The 19979-nt window shown below is 37.6% G+C and carries 22 protein-coding genes; 16 read left to right on the top strand and 6 right to left on the bottom strand.

Annotated features, from left to right (window positions below):
- Window positions 1-144 precede the first annotated feature (144 nt).
- From B1R93_RS08635 to B1R93_RS08600, 8 genes are all read left to right on the top strand, one after another.
- Complete coding sequence (locus tag B1R93_RS08635; RefSeq protein WP_165763775.1) at window positions 145-3090, top strand: EAL domain-containing protein; 2946 nt, start codon at window positions 145-147, stop codon at window positions 3088-3090.
- Between the two features lie 590 nt (window positions 3091-3680).
- Entirely contained in the window at window positions 3681-4217 is a 537-nt protein-coding gene (locus B1R93_RS08630; RefSeq protein WP_088103581.1) for a P-loop NTPase family protein, read from the top strand.
- A 120-nt stretch (window positions 4218-4337) separates the two neighbouring features.
- A complete protein-coding gene (locus B1R93_RS08625; protein WP_088103580.1) occupies window positions 4338-4844 on the top strand; it encodes an RNA polymerase sigma factor in 507 nt (168 codons plus the stop codon).
- Complete coding sequence (locus B1R93_RS08620) at window positions 4831-5475, top strand: hypothetical protein (RefSeq protein ID WP_088103579.1); 645 nt, start codon at window positions 4831-4833, stop codon at window positions 5473-5475. The genes B1R93_RS08625 and B1R93_RS08620 overlap by 14 nt, the downstream gene beginning before the upstream one ends.
- A 5-nt stretch (window positions 5476-5480) precedes the next feature.
- On the top strand, window positions 5481-5912 hold the full coding sequence (locus tag B1R93_RS08615) for a DUF4871 domain-containing protein (RefSeq protein ID WP_088103578.1): 432 nt from the start codon (window positions 5481-5483) through the stop codon (window positions 5910-5912).
- Window positions 5913-5973: 61 nt separating this feature from the next.
- The gene (locus B1R93_RS08610) at window positions 5974-6402 is read left to right on the top strand and encodes a GNAT family N-acetyltransferase (RefSeq protein WP_088103577.1); all 429 of its coding nucleotides are present in this window, start codon (window positions 5974-5976) and stop codon (window positions 6400-6402) included.
- Between the two features lie 28 nt (window positions 6403-6430).
- Window positions 6431-7159, top strand: coding sequence for a nucleotidyltransferase domain-containing protein (locus B1R93_RS08605; RefSeq protein ID WP_088103576.1), 729 nt, complete (start codon window positions 6431-6433; stop codon window positions 7157-7159).
- A 105-nt stretch (window positions 7160-7264) separates the two neighbouring features.
- Entirely contained in the window at window positions 7265-8359 is a 1095-nt protein-coding gene (locus B1R93_RS08600; RefSeq protein ID WP_088103575.1) for a diguanylate cyclase, read from the top strand.
- 79 nt (window positions 8360-8438) lie between these two features.
- Here the strand turns inward: B1R93_RS08600 and B1R93_RS08595 are convergent, their stop codons facing one another.
- The 3 genes from B1R93_RS08595 to B1R93_RS08585 form a co-directional block, all read right to left on the bottom strand.
- Window positions 8439-9479, bottom strand: a complete 1041-nt coding sequence (locus B1R93_RS08595) for a FecCD family ABC transporter permease (protein ID WP_088103574.1) — start codon at window positions 9477-9479, stop codon at window positions 8439-8441.
- On the bottom strand, window positions 9472-10485 hold the full coding sequence (locus B1R93_RS08590) for a FecCD family ABC transporter permease (protein ID WP_088103573.1): 1014 nt from the start codon (window positions 10483-10485) through the stop codon (window positions 9472-9474). Before B1R93_RS08590 ends, B1R93_RS08595 begins: the two co-directional genes overlap by 8 nt.
- An 80-nt stretch (window positions 10486-10565) precedes the next feature.
- Window positions 10566-11588 carry an ABC transporter substrate-binding protein gene (locus B1R93_RS08585; RefSeq protein ID WP_088103572.1) on the bottom strand — a complete coding sequence of 341 codons (1023 nt, stop codon included), beginning with the start codon at window positions 11586-11588 and terminating at the stop codon, window positions 10566-10568.
- 156 nt (window positions 11589-11744) lie between these two features.
- Here B1R93_RS08585 and B1R93_RS08580 point away from each other — a divergent pair, with 156 nt between their 5' ends.
- From B1R93_RS08580 to B1R93_RS08570, 4 genes are all read left to right on the top strand, one after another.
- Window positions 11745-12281, top strand: coding sequence for a Rossmann-fold NAD(P)-binding domain-containing protein (locus tag B1R93_RS08580; protein WP_245308243.1), 537 nt, complete (start codon window positions 11745-11747; stop codon window positions 12279-12281).
- Window positions 12282-12471: 190 nt separating this feature from the next.
- The gene (locus tag B1R93_RS22980) at window positions 12472-12609 is read left to right on the top strand and encodes a hypothetical protein (RefSeq protein WP_165763774.1); all 138 of its coding nucleotides are present in this window, start codon (window positions 12472-12474) and stop codon (window positions 12607-12609) included.
- A 215-nt stretch (window positions 12610-12824) separates the two neighbouring features.
- Window positions 12825-13544: a YebC/PmpR family DNA-binding transcriptional regulator gene (locus B1R93_RS08575; protein WP_088103571.1), complete on the top strand. Its 720-nt coding sequence runs from the start codon at window positions 12825-12827 to the stop codon at window positions 13542-13544.
- Window positions 13545-13671: 127 nt separating this feature from the next.
- Window positions 13672-13869 carry a hypothetical protein gene (locus B1R93_RS08570; protein WP_088103570.1) on the top strand — a complete coding sequence of 66 codons (198 nt, stop codon included), beginning with the start codon at window positions 13672-13674 and terminating at the stop codon, window positions 13867-13869.
- A 49-nt stretch (window positions 13870-13918) separates the two neighbouring features.
- Here B1R93_RS08570 and B1R93_RS08565 read toward each other — a convergent pair whose 3' ends face one another.
- From B1R93_RS08565 to B1R93_RS08555, 3 genes are all read right to left on the bottom strand, one after another.
- On the bottom strand, window positions 13919-14065 hold the full coding sequence (locus tag B1R93_RS08565; RefSeq protein WP_088103569.1) for a YfhD family protein: 147 nt from the start codon (window positions 14063-14065) through the stop codon (window positions 13919-13921).
- A gap of 98 nt (window positions 14066-14163) precedes the next feature.
- A complete protein-coding gene (locus tag B1R93_RS08560; protein ID WP_088103568.1) occupies window positions 14164-14469 on the bottom strand; it encodes an AzlD domain-containing protein in 306 nt (101 codons plus the stop codon).
- A complete protein-coding gene (locus B1R93_RS08555; RefSeq protein WP_088103567.1) occupies window positions 14466-15167 on the bottom strand; it encodes an AzlC family ABC transporter permease in 702 nt (233 codons plus the stop codon). The genes B1R93_RS08560 and B1R93_RS08555 overlap by 4 nt, the downstream gene beginning before the upstream one ends.
- Before the next feature lie 128 nt (window positions 15168-15295).
- On the opposite strand from B1R93_RS08555, the gene B1R93_RS08550 reads away from it, so the two are divergent.
- The 4 genes from B1R93_RS08550 to B1R93_RS08535 all read left to right on the top strand — a co-directional run bounded on the left by B1R93_RS08550 (window position 15296) and on the right by B1R93_RS08535 (window position 19965).
- Complete coding sequence (locus B1R93_RS08550; RefSeq protein WP_088103566.1) at window positions 15296-15871, top strand: helix-turn-helix domain-containing protein; 576 nt, start codon at window positions 15296-15298, stop codon at window positions 15869-15871.
- A 19-nt stretch (window positions 15872-15890) separates the two neighbouring features.
- Complete coding sequence (locus tag B1R93_RS08545; RefSeq protein ID WP_088103565.1) at window positions 15891-17624, top strand: sensor histidine kinase; 1734 nt, start codon at window positions 15891-15893, stop codon at window positions 17622-17624.
- Between the two features lie 16 nt (window positions 17625-17640).
- Entirely contained in the window at window positions 17641-18393 is a 753-nt protein-coding gene (locus tag B1R93_RS08540; protein ID WP_088103564.1) for a LytR/AlgR family response regulator transcription factor, read from the top strand.
- Between the two features lie 123 nt (window positions 18394-18516).
- The gene (locus B1R93_RS08535) at window positions 18517-19965 is read left to right on the top strand and encodes a carbon starvation CstA family protein (RefSeq protein WP_088103563.1); all 1449 of its coding nucleotides are present in this window, start codon (window positions 18517-18519) and stop codon (window positions 19963-19965) included.
- Window positions 19966-19979 lie beyond the last annotated feature (14 nt).

Here is a 19979-nt window from a genome sequence, read left to right as displayed (position 1 = left end):
GAAATTTATAATAATCTAAGTGTGACATTACAATAACTTACTCTATAACAACTAATATGGAAAAAAGTATATGAAAGTATGGGCTTGTTTAGAGCTAACACAAATTACCTTAATCCTTTTAATACAAACCTAGAGGGGATACAAATGAAGACACATAAGACGATCGGTGTGCTAACACCTGTTTTAGACGGCTTTTATTGCGGTAACTTATTAACAAGTATTTCGAATAAAGCGAAAGACAACAATTTTAAAGTTGTGATAATTGGAACATCGGCTAGCAATTATTCAAAAACATATGCTTCAGATTATATTGATGGCTGGATTGTGATCATGGATGCCGTTGACGATAAATATATAAAAAAAATACGAAAAAATGGAACACCTATTATTGGAATAAATACATTATTAGACTGCGATTATAAGATTTCAATTAATAATGAGGAAATGATCGCTTGTGCTGTAAATCATTTAGTTAAGCATGGTCACGACCGAATTGCCTACGTAGGAGATTCTTATTTTTATGATGCAAATCAGCGCTTTACTAGTTATGTTAAAGCATTGAAAAATAATCAAATTAAGTACCAAGAAACTTTGGTTTATAACACTCTCCAGTTATCTCCATACGACATTGTAAAAAGTATGGTTGAAAACAGTTTGCCATGTACGGCTATTGTTGCTGTAAATGATTTTATTGCAGTGGAGTTAATTCATCATTTTGAAAAATACAACATCCGTGTTCCCGATGACGTAGCTATTATTGGCTTTGACGATAGTCCTGCTGCTACATCAAGTAATCCTTCTTTATCTACAATCCATTTATCTATTAAGGATATAGGTGAGCAGGCTGTATCAGTATTAATAGATTATTTTTCAGGGGAAATGAATCAAGACTCAACATCTACTATTACAGCTTATCCAATATTTCGAGAGAGTTGTGGGTGTAGCTATACTTTTAATAAACCCATTGATACTCCTTCTGAAACGATTGATTACCTATCAAATATGGTAGCTAGAAATTTTAATTTAGGACAACTGTTGCAGTCAAGCAATTATAAAGACATTATTGAAATGAATTGGTTAATTCATACCCCGTTTCGCAAAGGATTGCTAGGTTTATGGGACTCGAGAAATGACAATGAGCTAAAAGTACATCAGTTTAATCTAGATTTAGAAAATAATAAAAAAGAAAATATTCAAGTTGAGAATTGTATTCCTAGTCAATTTCCATTGAAGAGAGTTCTTTACAATGAGGAATTTATGCAAGATGATAATGAAATAATGATTATCCCGATTATACAAGAAGGGAAGGAATTAGGCGTTATTGCTTTTGTTGGCTTAGCGGATATTACAACTCAAGCGACTCCTTTAAATACTACTTATCAATTGGCGAACTTTTTTGCAGCAGCACTACATCGCGCCTCTATGCATGAGGAAATCAAATCATATTCTCAACAGTTGGAGATTATCTCCAGTATTATGTACGACGGCATTTGGACGTTAGACTGGAAAACAAAAAAAGTCACAAGCCAAGGTGGCATTAACAATATTCTCGGTTATTCAATAAATGCTTATGAGCTACACATTTCTGAAATTTTAAAACTGATTCATCCAAAAGAACAAGCAAAAGTTAAAATAAGTTTAAAAGAGCATATCAGTCATAAGTCTCCTTTTGAAGTAGAGTGTAGATTTCTCCATGCTAAAGGACATTATATTTGGATGTACATTACAGGACAGGCACAGTATAACTCCTATGGAGAAATGACGAAAATATTAGGCTCGATAATGGATATTTCTACTAGAAAAAAAGCAGAAGAGAGAATAAACGAACTTGCCTATCGAGATACATTAACAGGCCTTTCAAATCGATTGTACTTTGAGGAACAGTTAATCATTTTACTTGAGGAAGCGAAACATAATAATAATAAAGTTGCCTTACTGTTGTTTGATCTAGATCGCTTTAAAATAGTGAATGATAGCTATGGGCATCAAGCGGGTGATAGATTACTCCAGTTTGTGGCAGCCAGAGTTCGTTCCATTGCAAAAGAAGATTATCTAATAGCAAGGCTTGGGGGAGATGAGTTCGTTGTCGTTATGCCTGTTATTAGTAGTGTGAAAGAGGCGTATGAATTTGGCTCTGAAATAGTGGAATGCTTGAGCAAATCGTTCTTAGATCAGGGGAGAGAGTATCACATTTCAAGTAGTATTGGGTTAAGTGTTTATCCAGATAACAGTTTAGATGCCGAAACAATGATGCTCCAGGCTGATATGGCGATGTATAGTGCAAAAGCACAAGGAAGAAATCGTCTCCAATTGTATAGTGAAGAAATGAATGAATATAATATTGAACGTTTGAATATGGAAACCCTCTTACGAAAAGCATTAGACCGGGATGAACTAATCTTACATTATCAACCTCTATATGAAATGGGCAACGGTAAAATCCTAGGTGTTGAGGCACTATTACGTTGGGATTCCCCAGAATTGGGAATGGTAAAGCCAATGGATTTCATCCCCCTCGCCGAAGAAACGGGCTTAATTATCCCAATTGGCGAGTGGGTGGTTAAAGAGGCTTGCTTATTGAACAAACTTTGGGAAAACAGAGGGTTACCTTCATTTAAAATCTTTGTAAACATTTCATCCAGACAGTTAAACGACACGAATTTTGTAGAGTGTGTAAAGGATATTTTAAAGGAAACAGATTGTTTTCCGGGAGTGTTATGTTTAGAAATTACAGAAACCACGATGCTTGAGGACATTACCTACAGTACGAAAACCCTTCAACAGTTAGTTGAAATGGGAGTAAATATTTGTATAGATGACTTTGGGACCGGTTATTCATCATTTTCTGTGTTGAAAAACTTACCTGTACAAATGATAAAAATTGATAAATCATTTATTGATGATATCGCAACGGACCTTAAAAACAGTACCATTGTACAGGCAATCATCCACATGTCTCACATTATGTCATTAAAAGTTGTGGCAGAAGGTGTTGAAACGGCTGAACAAATGGAAGTTCTAAAAAAGTTAGAAGTCGATTATGTACAGGGTTTTATCATTAGCAAACCGGTACCTTATGAGGAATTGTAGTTTGCCTAACTGAGTTTTGAAACAGAACTTCAATGAAGAGATTCGATTAGAGATAACATGATAAGGATTATAAGAGCGAGCTGCAATTGTGTACAAATTGTGATAACCGATTTCAAAGCTTGCTGATAAACAGACAAAAATAGTTACGTTTCATTATATACCGGATGAAACAGGGCTAACATCACAGGCATGACCTGTTTGGGAATTGGGGATTCATCCGGATATCCCCGTATCCCTTAACGATAATCTTCCTTTATGATAAGAGATATGTAGACGCTCAATATGTTGGAAAAGGTCACTTTTGTAAAAAACCATTAACCCATGTATTTCCACGAAATGGTCATTTGAATGTAACTCATCCAGAGTCAGCTTAAATTTAGATAATCCTCATTTACTCTTTTCATTATATCCAATCCGTATGCCGCTCTTGTTCCGCATATGAGCTAGCTTTTTTAAAAAGTCACATGCCTCTTTCGTAATGTACATTTATATACCTCCTTTTTTAAATGTAACAAAGGGGTGCAATTAATCTCAACCTAAGTAAGTAATCTTCATAGTCAAAAAAACGTTAAAGAAAAGGAGGAGGTTGGATGAACCGGATTATGGTTATGGGTGTATCAGCTGGAGTCGGTAAATCTACTTTTGCTCGCCGACTTGGGAATGCCCTTCATATAGAAGTGTATCACCTTGATACACTCTTTTGGAAGCCTGAATGGGTACAGGCATCATTAGAAGAATTCTCCGACAAACAAAAAGAAATCATGAAGAAAGAAAACTGGATTATTGAAGGGAATTATCAAAGTACTGTCCGAATTCGAGTAGAACAGGCTGACACCATTATTTATCTCGAACGTTCATTACCAGTTTGTTTATACAGGGTTGTTAAAAGGTGGCTTACGAATATTGGAAAAACACGGATAGACATGGGGGAGGGGTGTAAGGAAAAGCTAGATTGGCCATTTATAAAATTTATTCTAACAACCTATTACCGGCGTAAGCATTCCGCTGATGATAGGTTAAAAGATCTTCAGAAGCTTGGTTTTCCAAAGAAAATCATCACTTTAAAAGGTAGACGTGAAATAAATGAGTTTTTAGATAAGATTGAAAACAAAAAAGAGCTTAAGTAAGAAGGGTGGTCTGTAGTTATTTAGTGGACAACTCTTTTTTTTATCAAATTGGAACAATAAGTGTCATAAATAACCATTGGAACCGTCTAATAAGTAAGAGTTCAATACGGGGGAAACATTATGTCAAAAGCGCGTATCATTTCAAATTGGTTCAAGCAATACAGTGATGATGTTTATCGGTTTCTTGTTTATTATACAGGTAATAAAGACGTGGAGGATCTTGTCCAAGAGGTGTTTATGAAGGCTTTAAAAGGGCTTGATTCATTTCACCATCAATCAAGTCCGAAAACATGGTTATTTAGTATCGCACGTAACATTGCCATCGACGATGGAAGAAAAAGAAAAATAAGACATATCAAGAATTCGCTAATCTTTCAAGAAACTGTAGTTCCTTCACCGGAACATATCTTGGCTGAACATGAAATACATAAAGCGCTATATGGAGCCATTATGTCACTGAGGCAAAGCTATCGAGACGTCCTTATACTAAGGGGAATTAAAGAATTTACGGTGGCTGAAACAGCAGCTGTATTAAATTGGAATGAAGATAAGGTACGTACGACTTACTCTCGGGCATTAAAAGCATTAAAAAAACAGCGAGGAGGACTACAGGATGAGAGACCGTGATATTGAACGTGAGCTTAAATCCTTACCTGAACAAAAGCTAAAACGACAAGTATACAATCGAATTCATATGTCACTTTTACAAAAAGCTAATGAAGAAGAGGAGAGGAAGACTAGCGGAATGTCGATGAAGCTCATTATGAGTGGAATAACAGGGAGCATGGTTTTACTTCTTTTTATTCTTTTATTAAGTGTGAACGTACTTGATGAACATCGTGGTACGAATCAAGGAGAAGAAAATGAGATAACGGTAATTGGAGAGCGATCTCAAGCAGAAGTCCCGCTCATGAACCAAAGTGGCAAGGTGGCGGTTACCTTTGATGAAAAACAGGTAGTCGATATTCATGTGACAGTTAATCATTTAAATCCAAAAGAACTATATACGGTATCCTTCGTAAGGGATAATGAAGGCGGCGTCACCTTTGGACCTAAAGAAAATGTTGAAATTTTTGCTGGAGAAATCATTGGAGAAACGAGTTTTCGTCCTAGCTTAAACGGGAAACTTTCTATTTCCATGGAACATCCTAGTAGAGTGTTTGCTGGAGCAAATGCAATTGAGATTAGAATAGAACCGAGTGGAAATCAAGAGGAAATTTTAAAGAGTGAAGCGTTTAAAATTAACATAAAGGAGTAAAGTGGATGAAAAAAATACTTCTATGCTTGTTGCTAATTGTTTTAACATCATGTGTTTCTAACGAAAAACGCACAGATACAATACTTAGTCCAATGTTTGAGGTTGGTCCTTATACGATGGTCGGAGAGGAGAATCGAGTCGGTTTTATATATAGCCCTTTTGTTCCGAATCAGAAACAAAAATATATGTGGCATTTTTGGGGAAAGCCGGATGAACTAGAAGGTCATTTTGTAGTAAGAGCCACTAATATAGAGACTAATCAAGAGGTTGTAGTGACGCAAGCGGCTTCATTAGGCCCTGCTAATAATCGAGCAGATGCCCATCTTCCAACGTTAATGGCATTGCCGACAAGTGGTGAGTGGGAACTTAAAGCATATATTGGTGAACAGCATTTTGGAACAATTATTGTTAAAACTGTAAAGAGTTACAATCTATAATTTGATTTTGTGTTATATTTCCAATAGTGGTAAATATCTTTTGTAGGAGAGGATAGTTCAGATGAATCTTATTAATGTTATAACAATTAGCACCGATAAATCTCGATTAAATCTAGAAACAATATATGCGTTTATGGAAAGAAGTTATTGGGCAAATAAACGTTCAAAAGAGAAAATTAAAAAATCAATTGAACAATCACTTTGCTACGGAGTTTATTACGGTCATGAGCAAATCGGGTTTGCTCGCGTTATTACTGATGGGGCTACGATGTATTGGCTTTGCGATGTTTTCATAGATGAAGCGTATCGTGGAAATGGAATCGGAAAAAAGTTAGTGGACACAATTATTCATTCAGATGAATTGAAAGATTTATTCGGTTATTTAGGTACGAAAGATGCTGATATGCTTTATGAACAATTTGACTTCTCTGTCGAATCAGAAAAGGTGATGACACGACTGCCGGAATTTTTAAGAACGAAAGAAAGCTAGGGCTTATTAAAGATGAAAAGGTGATTTTGTGAGTGAGATAAAAAGACAACCTCCGATTGAAGCAGCTCGTTCATTGATATCAAAGCGTTTCCCCACTTGCCAAGGGGCTTTACTTGCGGGAAGTGTCATTAGAGGAGAACAAACCGCAACCTCAGATTTAGACATTGTTGTGTTTGAAGAAGACCTACATTTTGCGTACCGAGAATCTTTTTTTGAAAACGAGTGGCCGGTAGAATTGTTTGTCTACAATTTACAGTCATACAAGTCTTTTTTTGAAAGTGATTGTAAGCGGGCAAGACCTTGTTTGCCAAGAATGGTTCTTGAAGGAGTTGTGTTAAAAGATGAAGGAATTATCTCTTCAATAAAAAAAGAAGCAGCTCATCTGTTAAATAAAGGTCCTGAGCCTTGGTCGGATGAAACAATTAATATGAAGCGTTATTTTATTACTGATGCACTAGATGATTTAATAGGATGTTCTAATAGAGGGGAAGAGCTATTTATAGCGAATAAATTAACTGAGTTACTTAGCGAATTTTATTTAAGGACGAATCAACAATGGGGAGGCGATTCAAAATGGGTCGTCCGGGCATTAAAGGAATATGATGATTCGTTTGCGACTCGGTTTATTGAGGTGTTTGATGAATTTTACAAAACTGGTGGAAAAGATAAAGTCATTTCCTTCACAGAAAAAGTAGTAGATCCGTACGGAGGTCGATTATTTGAGGGATTTTCGATAGGAAAGAGGGAGTGGAAATAGTTAGAGGTAAGTCATATTTTCTTGAAACATTCACATTTCTCCCCCTAGACATATTAAATAAGTTTGGTATAGTTAATAGGATATTTTCCTAAGGGGTAATTTTTGATGCATTTGATGTTTTATACATTTTTTGAAAATATGGCTTTTATCGTTACTTTTGTATTTTTAGGGTTGAAACTACAATCTTTTTTAATAGGAAGAATTTCTGCATCTTTTTTTAATAAGCTAATCATTCCGCTATTTTTTTGTTTTATATCGATTTGGGTTATGATGTTTATCCCATTTCAATTTGAAGGTGTTCGTTTAGATTTAAGAAGTGCTCCTTTATTATTAGTATCATATATTGGTGGATGGCAAGTCGGGTTGGTTGCCATTATTCCGACGACGATTTATCGCTTTTCGTTGGGCGGACCTACTGTCATTCAAGGAATTACACAAGGGGTTTTTCTCCCTTTCTTCATAGGTTCACTGTTTCATATGATTCATAGTATTGGAAAATTTAAAGCGTGCGAAACGCTTATTAATATGAAGAAAATCATTTCTGTTCTTATGTTATTCGAAATCATTCAAGGCACGTTAATCCTTTTGACAACACCGGCTACGTTTCCCATCGTTTTCCTAATGATGATATTTCATACGTTTGCTGTTTTAGGAATGTGTTTAATGATTAATGATTTTAATCGTGCGTCTCAACAGAAAATTGAGCTGGAGTTTATCTCCAATAACGACGATTTAACTCAAATACCAAATATTCGTTGCTTTAAAGAGCAGGTTCGAAAACGCATGAATTCAAAAAAAAAGCTAGCTATTGCCATGTTCGATGTTGATTATTTCAAACAATACAATGACACAAACGGGCACCAGGCTGGTGATGTCGTGTTAAAAATAATCGGTCAGATTTTAGAAGAAAATATGAGTGACAAAGCAATTTTTGCAAGGTATGGCGGTGAGGAATTTATTATTTACTTTGATACTTCACGGTCTCCAGATATGACTTTAACATTGACAGAACAATTAAGGAGCAAGGTAGAAGAGTTTGTTTTTTACGGAGAAAAAACTCAGCCGAATCAGAAAGTGACAATATCTATCGGGATTAGTTACGCTAATGGTGATGGAACATTAGAAGAAGTCATTGAACAAGCTGATAAAGCATTGTACTTGGCAAAAGCGAATGGAAGAAACCGCATTGAAATCGCATAAAGCTAAAGGTAAATTCGCTCATTAAATGGTGTCCCAAAAAAACGTCGAAAATAGGACTTTTTTGGGACACCATCTTTTTCTATATGTTCCTCTTACTAAATAATAAATAAATGAAAAATGGAGCTCCAATTCCAGCTGTAAACACTCCAGCTGGAATATCTAACGGTAAAAAGGCTGTTCTAGCAACAACATCAGCTATTAACACGATTATCCCACCAATTATGGCCGTTAATGGAATTAAACCAGAAAACGAGTGTCCAATTAGCTTTTTTGCAATATGAGGTGCAATTAAGCCAACAAAGCCAATGCCGCCAGCAAAAGCAACCGCTGAACCAGCGAGTGCCACACTTAAAAATAGTAAAAGTGTTCGGCAAAGCTGAACCTTGATTCCTAATCCAGTAGCAATCTCATCACCTAGTTCTTTTACGTTCATCGTTCTCGAGAAAAAGTACGAAATAGGAAGGAGGATTAAGAGCCAAGGAAGTAAACCATACACATCCGTCCAGTTAGCTCCATAAATACTGCCGGTCATCCAAATATAGGCCTTTGTTGCCACGGTCATTTCACTTAAAACGATCATCATCGTTGTGAGTGCACTCATTCCAGCTGCAACTCCAATACCGATCAACACGAGACGTATTGGGGTAACCCCTCTTTTCCAAGAAAGAACATAGATTAATAGTGAAACGAGTCCTGCCCCGGTAATAGCTGCAATTGGAAGCCAACTAATACTAACAACCCCACCTAACGTAACAAGAAAAATAATGGCACCAACCGATGCGCCCCCTGTAATACCTAGAATGTCAGGGGAGGCAAGTGGGTTTCGAACAATCCCCTGCAAAATTAACCCAGATACCCCTAATGCTGCACCAACCATAAGTGAAAGGATAACCCGAGGGAGCCGAAGTGTGTTAATGACATAATCATGCTCGCCATTTCCAAATCCAAGCAAATGGCTTAAAACAGTAATAGGGTGAATCCACGAGCTACCAATCGATATTGCAAGAAAGAAGAGAAGGACAGTTAAACATAGAAAAAGTAGCGTAAAGATGACAATTTTCAAATCTAGTTGAAAAGAGATTTTGCCTGATTTAGTTCTAAATACAAAAGGGCTATGCATCTTTCGTCACCCCTTTACGCGCAATATAAATAAAAAATGGTGTACCGATAAGAGCAGTCATAACACCGATTGGCATTTCCTGTGGCATGATGACAAAGCGAGCACCGATGTCCGCTAATAGCAATAACGTAGCCCCAATACATGCACTGTACGGTATGACCCAGCGGTAATCAATCCCGATTAGGCCGCGGACGATATGTGGAACAATTAAGCCAATAAAACCGATTGCGCCACCAATTGCAACGGAGCCTCCTGCTAGAAAAACCGTTACAATTCCAATCATGATCTTTATTATAATCGTTCGTTGTCCTAAGCTTTTGGCAACATCATCACCTGTAAGGAGGATATTGACAGCTCGACCTAAAAATAAAGAGATGATTCCTGCTCCCAATATGAACGGGAGTATTGGAGTAAGCATGTCTAATGAGCGACCAGCTACCGAGCCTGCTAACCAAAATAAAATACTTTGCATATTTTGTTCATCAATGACTAGTAATCCTTGAGTAAATGAAACAAATAGAGCGGTAATGGCTGCTCCTGCTAAAACAATTTTTATAGGAGAGAGTCCGTCTCTTCCAAATGAGCCAAGAATATAAACTAAGATTCCTGCAACTGCTGCTCCTAAAAAACCAATCCACATATAATGAACAAGGGAGGTTAATGAAAAAAAGGTAGCAGAACAGACGATAAAAAATAGGGCGCCCGCATTAATCCCAAAAATATCAGGGGAAGCTAAGGGATTTCTTGTCAATGCTTGCATGAGTGCCCCTGCAATCGCTAGGCTTGCTCCAATCACAGCAGCAATTACAGCTCTAGTTAAACGAGAGGTAGTAATAATCAGGTGCTCAGTATTCGTCTCATCATAATAAATAAATGCATCAATAACAGTGGTAAGGGGGATTGACGTCTTCCCTAGAGATACACTTAGGCTGAAGGATAGGATGAATAGGAAAAAAACGATTATTAATCCAATTCCTTTTGGTAAGTAAGAAAATAGCTTCTTCATGTTTTTCCTCTCTATTCCTTAAAATGTAACAAAGTAAGAAAAGGGAGAAGAATATACGCTTCTCCCTCCCAACTATAAGTTTATTTTTCAAGTTCAAAACGATCATAGATATCATCTAACATTAGGTTTGCTGCAATAATTCCACCGGCCATATTCCATGTTACTTCATCAACCATGAATACTTTCTCATTTTTAACGGCATCAAGATTTGCCCAAAGTGGGTGATTCGTCCAATCTTCAAATGATTTCTTAACAGCTTCATCATCTTCGTTAAAAATGTAGAAGACGTCTGCATTCATTTCTGGAATGCTTTCTTTATCTGTTAATTGTACGCCCCATTCGTCGCTTTGTTGATTTTCTGGACGAGTAAAGCCTAACTCCTCTAATATAGAGCCAGCAAATCCAGTAAAGTAAATTCGAGCATGATCAGCTCTGAAGTTAAGAATTGACGCATTTACAGGCCATTCATCGCCTAATTTTTCTGATGCCTTCGCTTGGAAGTCAGCAACTCTTTCGTCCCAATTTGCTAATAATTCAGTAGCTTCTTCTTCCATATTTAAAGCTTGCCCCATTAATTCAACCGTTCCCTTAAATTCAAACACTGTTTCGTGAGCAACAGTTGGAGCAATCTCAGCTAATTGTTCGTAAATTTCTTCATGACGTAGCTTGGAAGCAATGATTAAATCAGGCTTAAGCTTGGCAATTTCCTCTAAGTTAGGTTGTGTCTCTTGACCTACGATGGTTACACCATCTAAGTCGGCTTTTAAGTAATCATATATTGGTACTTGTACCCAAGATTCAACAACACCAGCAGGCTTAACGCCCAAAGCAACTGCGGCATCTGTTGCCCCTTGATATAGGGTAACAATTGTTTTTGGTGTGCCTTCAATGGTTGCTGTTCCCATAGCATGTGTAACTTCTCTTGTTTCTGACTCGACTTCAGTTGCATTGTCTTCAACTTGTGTTTCTTCTTCTGAACTTATTTCTTCCTCAACAGGTTCGTTTGTTTCTTTACCACCGCATCCAGTAAGAACTAGAGCGAGCAACATTACAGCTGCAAAAAGGCTAAAAAACATTCTCTTTGAAAAGTATGTAGTAGACATAAAGTATCCCCTCTTCTAATTGATTGTGATTCTCATTATCATATTACGTTTGTTATTGTATATACTACATAAAAAAAAAGCAACAATAATTTTTAAAAATTATCATCTTGTGTAAAATTTAGGTGAAAAAGAGGTTTACTTTTTGAGGTGATAAAAGTGAAGCATGCATTAGTTGTTGGAGGAACTGGAATGCTAGCCGATGTGTCAATATGGCTTGTTAATAACGGCTATAAAGTGTCCGTAATTGGACGGAGAAAGGAAAGAATGATGCAATTGATCTCACGGGGAACGGGGAAGTTGAGACCACTTGTAGTTGATTATAACGATAAGGAAAAGCTCAAGGAAGAACTGGACGATACAGTCAACAATAATGGTCGATTCTCGCTAGTAGTCGCGTGGATTCATCCAGAAGTTAGTGCCTTAAATAGCTTGCTTCATTTGCTCTGTTGTGAGAAAAATTGGACGCTTATTCATGTGCTAAGTAGTCAAGTAAACATGGAGATAATCCAAAATAGCATTCTGTTACCAGGTGATTGTTATTATCAACAAGTGCAGCTTGGTTTTAAAATTGAAAATCAAACATCAAGATGGTTAACTCATCAGGAAATTGTAGCAGGTGTAATTCAATCAATTTATTCGAGTCAGAAAAAGAGTATAGTTGGAACCATTTCTCCTGAAGAATTTAGACCATAATTCTGCGCGTTTTTGTGAGTCTGCCGGTTCAATGATTCATGATTATTTTGAACATAAAGTAAGAATAAAAAAACACCCTCTTCATCTTTTTTAAATGAATATTTTACAAGCTTGTCATATAATTTCCTTCGTATTTTTACGAAACAATGCAGAAGATATAAACAAGCTTATCATTTAGGGGGATTGAAAGATGGATGAGCAATGCTTTTATTGCCAAGACACAACTGAAGATGTGTATCACGCACAATTTATACAACAAAATGAGCATGTTGAAAAGCCTCTTTGCTATGATTGCTACAAAGACTGGCTTGAAGGAATTAAAGGTTAAAATATACATTTAGAGGCTGTGCCAAAAGGTTGTTTTTTAACCTTTGGGCACAGCCTTGCACGCTTTAAGCTTTAGAGATTGCCCCTATTTTGATGAAAAATACATAAGAGATAGATAGTTAAACTCGAAACAACATGCCGAAGTAATGTATAATAGTGGTTGTGTAAGCAGATTACTTTATTTTTATAAGAGTTTGATGGAGAGTGAGTGTTTATATGGGACGTAAATGGAATAATATTAAAGAGAAGAAAGCATCAAAGGACGCAAATACGAGTCGAATATATGCTAAATTTGGACGTGAGATCTATGTTGCAGCAAAACAAGGGGAACCAGATCCTGAATCAAATCGCGCATTAAAAGTAGTACTTGAGCGCGCAAAAACATATAGTGTTCCGAAAACAATTATTGATAGAGCCATTGAAAAAGCGAAGGGTGGTTCCGAAGAAAACTACGATGAGCTTCGCTATGAAGGCTTTGGCCCTAATGGGTCTATGGTTATCGTAGATGCTTTAACGAACAATGTTAACCGTACTGCAGCCGAAGTTCGTTCCGCTTTTAATAAAAACGGAGGCAACATGGGAGTAAGTGGTTCCGTTGCTTATATGTTTGATGCGACGACTGTTATTGGCATTGAAGGGAAATCAGCAGATGAGGTTCTTGAGTTGTTAATGGAGGCCGATGTTGATGCACGTGATATTATCGAAGAAGAAGAGACCGTGATTGTATATGCCGATCCTGAGCAATTTCATGCTGTCCAGGAAGCGTTTAAGAGTGCTGGGATTACGGACTTTTCTGTTGCTGAGTTAACGATGCTCGCACAAAATGATGTAGCTCTGCCTGAGGATGCACAAGAGCAGTTTGAGAAATTAATTGATGCACTTGAGGATTTAGAGGATGTTCAGCAAGTGTACCACAATGTTGATTTAGGTGAATAATTTAGGTTTAACCTTCAATAAGATTATTATGCTTTTTACCTTTAATATCGATTGATGTTAAAATGAGAGAACAGGCTTTGTTAGTCTGTTCTCTTTTAGTTAACAAAGCAGAAAGGTGATTTGCATAATGAGCAAGTTATTGATTGTATATTTTTCAATTGGATTTAACATATGGTTGGCCTTTACCATTTTAACCGCAGCTAGAATGAATTATGGATGGGATGATATTAAAAAAACATTAAAGGAAAATTGGAAAAATAATCTTCTGTTTATTTTCGCTTGGATTATCGTATTACCAAGCTTATTAATGAAAAGAAAAAAATAAAAAAGACTCAGCAAGATATGCAGTTATCAAGCTGAGTCTGTAATAATGGCTATTTTTTTTTCTTTTTACGTTTTGCCGCACGATTATCAGCTTCATCCATTCGTTCCATTGCTTCAAGATCGTCTTGGTCGGCTAGTTCTCTTGAGAATTCAACTTCATCGTTTGCGCCTAGTTGCTTTTTCTTCTTTTTTCCCATGTGAAGGTGCCCCCTCTAATTAAAATATGATAAGCCAAACTTATCAATAGTAGTTTGGCTCATCCTTTTGGAAATTATAAATGGAAACGATTGGTATGTTAGATGAAAAGGGATAAAATGCTTAGGGCAACGATGCTACTCAAAACAACGATAATTAGATTAGCACCTAAAAATGCAACTGTAATCGCGACAAGCGCACCAATGATACCGAATGCGGGGTTATCGTGAACAGTTAACACTCCAGGGAAGATGAGCGCTCCAAGTGCTGCATAAGGAACGTTTCTCAAAATGGCCTGTAGCCAAACAGGAATTGTTTGGGCATTCATGAAAACGAGGGGGAGCATTCGCGGAATATAAGTAACAACAGCCATTCCTACAATAACCCAAATCATTGTAAACGTCATTCGTGTCGCCTCCTTGTAATGAGTTCAATTCCGATCGATGATAATAATGTTGCTAAAATAATCGACCACCCGCTCGGGATAAAAAATGAAAAGATGCTGTTAAAAAGTGCAGCACTTGCTGCCAAGAACAGTACTTTTCGCTGTTTTTTTAATGAAGGTATAAGTAAAGCAATAAACATGGCATATAATGCAATGGCCATACTTTGTTGCAATGTCTCTGGAAGAGCGCTGCCAGCAAGATAGCCTATTGCTGAGTTTATTACCCAACTGACATAGGCAATACTCGCAACACCAAAGACAAAGCCTGTTTTCACGGTTCCCTCTTGGGTACTTGTCACAGCAAAAACTTCATCTGTGATGCCGAAAGAATAGATCGCTTTAATGATTGGGTGATCATGTTCAACCCGTTCGCTGACGGAGGCGCTCATAAGTAGATGCCGAATGTTTACGATGAAAGTAGTAAAAATGATTTCAAATGCACCTGTACCTAATGCAATTAAATTTAAAGCCATATATTGTGCAGCTCCAGCATAAACAAACAAACTCATGGCAACGGTCTCGAGAAAGGACAACCCTGTACTTTTTGCAAGTAATCCAAAAGTAAGTGCTGCTGGGAGGTAGCCTATTGCAATGCTACTACCTGTAAGCAAGCCGTAAACAAAAGGTGTTTTATGTTGAGTGATAGCAGTTGTTGCCATTTTCGAAACGCTCCTTTTTGACTATGTTAAAATGAAAAATAATGTTCGTTTTGGATTCCATATAATACATATGTATGTTATATGATACGATTGTATTGCATTTCAAGTAAAACGACAAGGAGTTTTTTATGGATAAGGAACAATTATCTCAAATGATTGGTGAAAAACTTAAACAACTTCGCTTTGAGCGAAACTGGAGCTTGGACCAGCTTGCTAAACAAACGGGTGTAAGTAAACCAATGCTTGGCCAAATTGAACGAGGCGAATCCAATCCAACTGTAAGTACATTATGGAAAATAGCTAAAGGATTAAATGTCTCATTTACAGCCTTTTTAGAGGAGGAAAAGCCTAATGTGACAGTTGTTGATCGTAGAAACATTGAGCCAATTACGGAGGAGCAAGAGTCATTTAAGGTTTATCCGCTATTTTTGAAACCGTTTAACAAACCATTTGAGATTTTTTCGGTGCAATTAGAGCCTGGTTGCGAACACCATTCAGAGCCTCATACACGTGGGGTTGAAGAATACATTGTTGTAGAAGAGGGCGAGCTAACATTATATATTAATGAACAGAGTTACACGCTTGAAAAGGGTCAGGCGATCCATTTCGTGACAGACCAAGCATACCATCGCTACGGAAATAATCAGAAAGAAGCTTGTACGTTTACGATGCTCATTTATTATCCAAATTCGAGTCATGAATAGTAGATAGGAGGTTAAAGAGATGTGGGAGCTGTTGCTTGTCATGCTTGAACGCCTAGCGATTATTGTGACAGTTGCGTTTATAATGACTCGGTTTTCTTTTGTGAGAAGTATTATTGAACAAAAGGATATTTCTTTTTGGCAGCGGTTAGCTGTTGTGATTATATTTGGCTGTTTTGGGATTATTGGTACGTATACGGGACTTGCTGTCGATACAGAGGGAGGTGTCTATAGTCGCTGGACATTAACCCTTCAAGATAATGAGGCGATTGCGAATTCACGGGTAGTAGGAATTGTTGTAGCAGGACTTTTAGGTGGTTGGAAGGTAGGGATAGGGGCTGGTTTATTAGCTGGCTTTCATCGCTTTACTCTCGGTGGTTTCTCCGATTTAGCCTGTGGAATTTCAACCGTTGTTGCAGGCGCCATTGCAGGTTATTTTTATAAGCGAAATGAAAACCAACGAATGATTTCTTGGCAAACGGCCCTTGTTGTTGGAATGGTAGCTGAGGCAGTGCAAATGTTTATTATTTTAGGGATCGCTAGACCGTTTGAACAAGCATGGTCACTTGTTTCAGGTATAGGTCTTCCGATGATTTTTGCCAATGGGATAGGAGCAGCGCTGTTTATTTTAATCATTCGAAACGTCGTATCTGAAGAGGAAAGGATGGGGACGATCCAGGCTCAGCGAGCATTACGACTTGCTGATCAGACTTTGAAGCATATGAGAAAAGGATTGTCTAAAGAATCTGCGCAAGCAACCTGTTCGATCTTGCTAAAGGAGATTGATGTAGCAGCGGTTTCAATGACCAATCGTAAAGAGGTGTTAGCGTTTGTAGGGGTAGGAAAGTGGCGACATCAAAACAATCCAATCATCCAAACATTGGCTACGAAAGAAGTGTTGAAAACAGGAACATTAAAGCTAGCAAATGAGGATGATATCTTTAACGAAGAAGAGAACTTTCCGCTACGTGCCGCCGTTATAGCACCATTGAAGCAAAATCATGAGACGATCGGGACGTTAAAGTTTTATTTCCGTACGGAAAAGGAAAGGACGGAGACGACAATTGAGTTAAGTAAAGGACTTGCAACACTTCTTAGCCACCAATTAGAGCTATCAGAAATGGATCGACATTTAGAGCTAGCCAAACAAGCCGAAATCAAAGCGCCACAGGCCCAGGTTCACCCTCATTTCTTATTTAATGCTCTGAATACGATTGTTTCGTTAATTCGTACAGACCCGGCTAAAGCTCGTCAATTATTAATTTCATTATCTCGTTTCTTTAGGCAAAATTTAAGTGGTGTGAATAAAACGGAGGCTAGTTTAGAAGAGGAGTTAGCTCACGTAAAAGCCTATTTGCTTATTGAAGAAACACGATTTTCTGACAGGCTATCAATTATTTATGAAGTTGATCAGCTAGTATTAGATGCGATTGTTCCCCCGATGACATTACAGCCAATCGTCGAAAATGCAATGAAGCACGGGCTGAAGGATCATGTAGGAGAGTGTCAATTAAGGATTAGAATAAAAAAACAACCGAAAGGGGTTCGTGTTCAAATACTTGATAATGGTATTGGAATGAGTCAAGAACGATTAAAACAGCTATTTGAATCACCTGTTACATCTGAAACAGGTACAGGAATAGGGTTGTACAATGTGAAACGACGCTTAGATATGATGTATGGTGAACGCTATTCATTTGAATTAACGAGTGAAAAAGATGTTGGAACAGTATGGACGATTGATCTAGAAAGATAAAGGAGGTATCGCGATTTTGAACTTCAAGATAAGAACGATCATTATCGACGATGAGATTCATAGTCGTAATGAATTACGTCATTTGCTCGAACAGCATAATGATATTGAATTAGTTGCTGAGGCAGATTCAGGTGAGAAAGCGTTAAAATTATTGTACGAACATGAAGTGGACTTGTTATTTTTGGACATCGATATGCCAAGAATGACAGGGATGGAGTTAGCGGAGCTTATAGCAAAAGGAAAGCATGTTCCAAATATCGTCTTTGCTACTGCGTATCCCGATTATGCTGCAAAAGCATTCCGTATTAAAGCGATCGACTATCTACTAAAGCCTTTTGAGGAGCAGGAACTTCGGGAAACACTTGAACGTGTAAGAGCTCAAATTAGATTAATGAAGGACCAGGGAGAGAAGGAAGGTAGTCAACAAACCGAAATGAAGCTGACGAGACTGGCAGTTGAGGATGAGGGACGAATACGGTATATTCAACCGCAATCGATTCTTTATTTGTTTCGGCAGGAGCGAGAAACTGTTATTTGTACGAGGGAGCATTGCTATCATGTAAAGACACCATTAAAAGAGATGAAGCAAAAGCTTCAAGGCTATTCGTTTTTTCAAACGCATAAAAGCTATCTTGTCAATGTAGCTGAAATTGATGAGCTTATCCCATGGTTTAACGGAGCTTATCAAATTAAAATGAAAGGGATTGAAGAGGAAATCCCAGCTAGTCGGATGTACGTAAAGGAGCTGCGCGAGCGTTTAGAATTATAGCATGTTACTCTTCTAAATGAGCATGTAAATCATAAATATTAACATGATAAACAGCATTTAACCTATCACTTTTTTAACGATGTTAAAATGATAAAAGACTAATACCGAAAGAGGTGGATAGAAATGATAACGTTTACAGTTGCGATTATCCTTTTAGTTATCGGTTATTTTACGTATGGCAAATTCGTTGAAAAGGTTTTTGGTGTAAAGGAAGACCGTCCAACACCAGCTTACGTTCAACAGGACGGTGTGGACTATATCCCAATGGGGAAAAAACGAAATTCACTTATTCAGCTTTTAAATATTGCAGGTGTAGGCCCAATTTTCGGTCCAATTATGGGAGCTTTGTATGGCCCTGTTGCTTTTATTTGGATTGTTATTGGCGCTATTTTTGCCGGTGCTGTTCATGATTATTTAACTGGTATGATTTCAATTCGAAACAAGGGTGCCCATTTACCTGAGCTTGCTGGAAAGTTTCTCGGGAACGCTATGAGACATATTGTAAACGCATTCGCGGTTTTACTACTTCTACTTGTAGGTACTGTATTTGTTAGTGCACCTGCTGCATTAATTCAAGGCTTAACACCTGGCTGGGTTACGATGGGAATGATTGTTTTTGCTATTTTTGTTTATTATATTTTAGCGACAATGCTACCAATTGATAAAGTGATTGGTAAGGTTTACCCGGTTTTAGGTGCGCTTTTATTAATCAGTGCAATTGGTGTTGGAGGTGGCTTAGTTGTTACTGGTGCACCAATTCCTGAACTAACATTTACAAATATGCATCCAGGGGGCTTGGCGATTTTCCCATTGCTCTTTTTAACAATTTCTTGTGGAGCTTTATCTGGCTTCCATGCAACGCAGTCACCAATTATTTCTCGTACTACAATGCGTGAAAAAAGCGGTCGAGGCATTTTTTACGGAATGATGATTACAGAGGCTATTATTGCTATGATCTGGGCAGCTGCTGCGATGAGTTTATTTAATGGTACAGATTTAAATGCACTGATTGCAGAAGGAGGTCCGGCTGCAGTTGTGTCTCATGTCTCGCTAACAATGTTAGGTGCAATTGGTGGAACGCTTGCGATTATCGGAGTTATTGTTCTTCCAATTACGTCTGGTGATACAGCATTTAGAAGTGCACGGATGATTATCGCTGACTACTTTAACATTGCCCAAAAGAAGGTTCAAAATCGTTTCTATATTGCATTGCCGATGTTTGCAATTTCAATTTTCTTAACAACGATTGATTTTAATTTATTATGGCGTTACTTCTCATGGGCAAACCAATCTACAGCAATGATTGCATTATGGGTTGGAGCTATGTATTTAATCCTTGCTCGAAAGAATCACTGGATCTCAAGTATTCCAGCTGCATTTATGACAATGGTAACCTTTACGTATATCGCTAATGCTCAAATTGGGTTTGGGTTATCGATGCCAGTATCCTATGCGGTTGCTGCTGTCGGAACAGCGGTTGTTATTGTCCTATTTACACTGGAGGCTAAGAAAAAGTTGAAGTTGGAAATTGAAGTAGATGAATCAGTAGGGGATTATCGAAAGAGTGCGTAACAGTCCCGAAAAAA

It is taken from the genome of Halalkalibacter urbisdiaboli, from assembly GCF_002156385.1.
In the GTDB taxonomy this organism is placed as follows: Bacteria; Bacillota; Bacilli; order Bacillales; family Bacillaceae_D; genus Halalkalibacter_A; species Halalkalibacter_A urbisdiaboli.
This window is presented reverse-complemented; position numbering and strand designations above follow the sequence as displayed.

What these genes read in the sequence shown, in the direction of transcription:
- B1R93_RS08635 (WP_165763775.1), top strand. Translation starts at nt 145, where the DNA reads ATGAAGACACATAAGACGATCGGTGTGCTAACACCTGTTTTAGACGGC.
- B1R93_RS08630 (WP_088103581.1), top strand. Translation starts at nt 3,681, where the DNA reads ATGAACCGGATTATGGTTATGGGTGTATCAGCTGGAGTCGGTAAATCT.
- B1R93_RS08625 (WP_088103580.1), top strand. Translation starts at nt 4,338, where the DNA reads ATGTCAAAAGCGCGTATCATTTCAAATTGGTTCAAGCAATACAGTGAT.
- B1R93_RS08620 (WP_088103579.1), top strand. Translation starts at nt 4,831, where the DNA reads ATGAGAGACCGTGATATTGAACGTGAGCTTAAATCCTTACCTGAACAA.
- B1R93_RS08615 (WP_088103578.1), top strand. Translation starts at nt 5,481, where the DNA reads ATGAAAAAAATACTTCTATGCTTGTTGCTAATTGTTTTAACATCATGT.
- B1R93_RS08610 (WP_088103577.1), top strand. Translation starts at nt 5,974, where the DNA reads ATGAATCTTATTAATGTTATAACAATTAGCACCGATAAATCTCGATTA.
- B1R93_RS08600 (WP_088103575.1), top strand. Translation starts at nt 7,265, where the DNA reads ATGCATTTGATGTTTTATACATTTTTTGAAAATATGGCTTTTATCGTT.
- B1R93_RS08595 (WP_088103574.1), bottom strand. Translation starts at nt 9,479, where the DNA reads ATGCATAGCCCTTTTGTATTTAGAACTAAATCAGGCAAAATCTCTTTT.
- B1R93_RS08590 (WP_088103573.1), bottom strand. Translation starts at nt 10,485, where the DNA reads ATGAAGAAGCTATTTTCTTACTTACCAAAAGGAATTGGATTAATAATC.
- B1R93_RS08585 (WP_088103572.1), bottom strand. Translation starts at nt 11,588, where the DNA reads ATGTCTACTACATACTTTTCAAAGAGAATGTTTTTTAGCCTTTTTGCA.
- B1R93_RS22980 (WP_165763774.1), top strand. Translation starts at nt 12,472, where the DNA reads ATGGATGAGCAATGCTTTTATTGCCAAGACACAACTGAAGATGTGTAT.
- B1R93_RS08575 (WP_088103571.1), top strand. Translation starts at nt 12,825, where the DNA reads ATGGGACGTAAATGGAATAATATTAAAGAGAAGAAAGCATCAAAGGAC.
- B1R93_RS08570 (WP_088103570.1), top strand. Translation starts at nt 13,672, where the DNA reads ATGAGCAAGTTATTGATTGTATATTTTTCAATTGGATTTAACATATGG.
- B1R93_RS08565 (WP_088103569.1), bottom strand. Translation starts at nt 14,065, where the DNA reads ATGGGAAAAAAGAAGAAAAAGCAACTAGGCGCAAACGATGAAGTTGAA.
- B1R93_RS08560 (WP_088103568.1), bottom strand. Translation starts at nt 14,469, where the DNA reads ATGACGTTTACAATGATTTGGGTTATTGTAGGAATGGCTGTTGTTACT.
- B1R93_RS08555 (WP_088103567.1), bottom strand. Translation starts at nt 15,167, where the DNA reads ATGGCAACAACTGCTATCACTCAACATAAAACACCTTTTGTTTACGGC.
- B1R93_RS08550 (WP_088103566.1), top strand. Translation starts at nt 15,296, where the DNA reads ATGGATAAGGAACAATTATCTCAAATGATTGGTGAAAAACTTAAACAA.
- B1R93_RS08545 (WP_088103565.1), top strand. Translation starts at nt 15,891, where the DNA reads ATGTGGGAGCTGTTGCTTGTCATGCTTGAACGCCTAGCGATTATTGTG.
- B1R93_RS08535 (WP_088103563.1), top strand. Translation starts at nt 18,517, where the DNA reads ATGATAACGTTTACAGTTGCGATTATCCTTTTAGTTATCGGTTATTTT.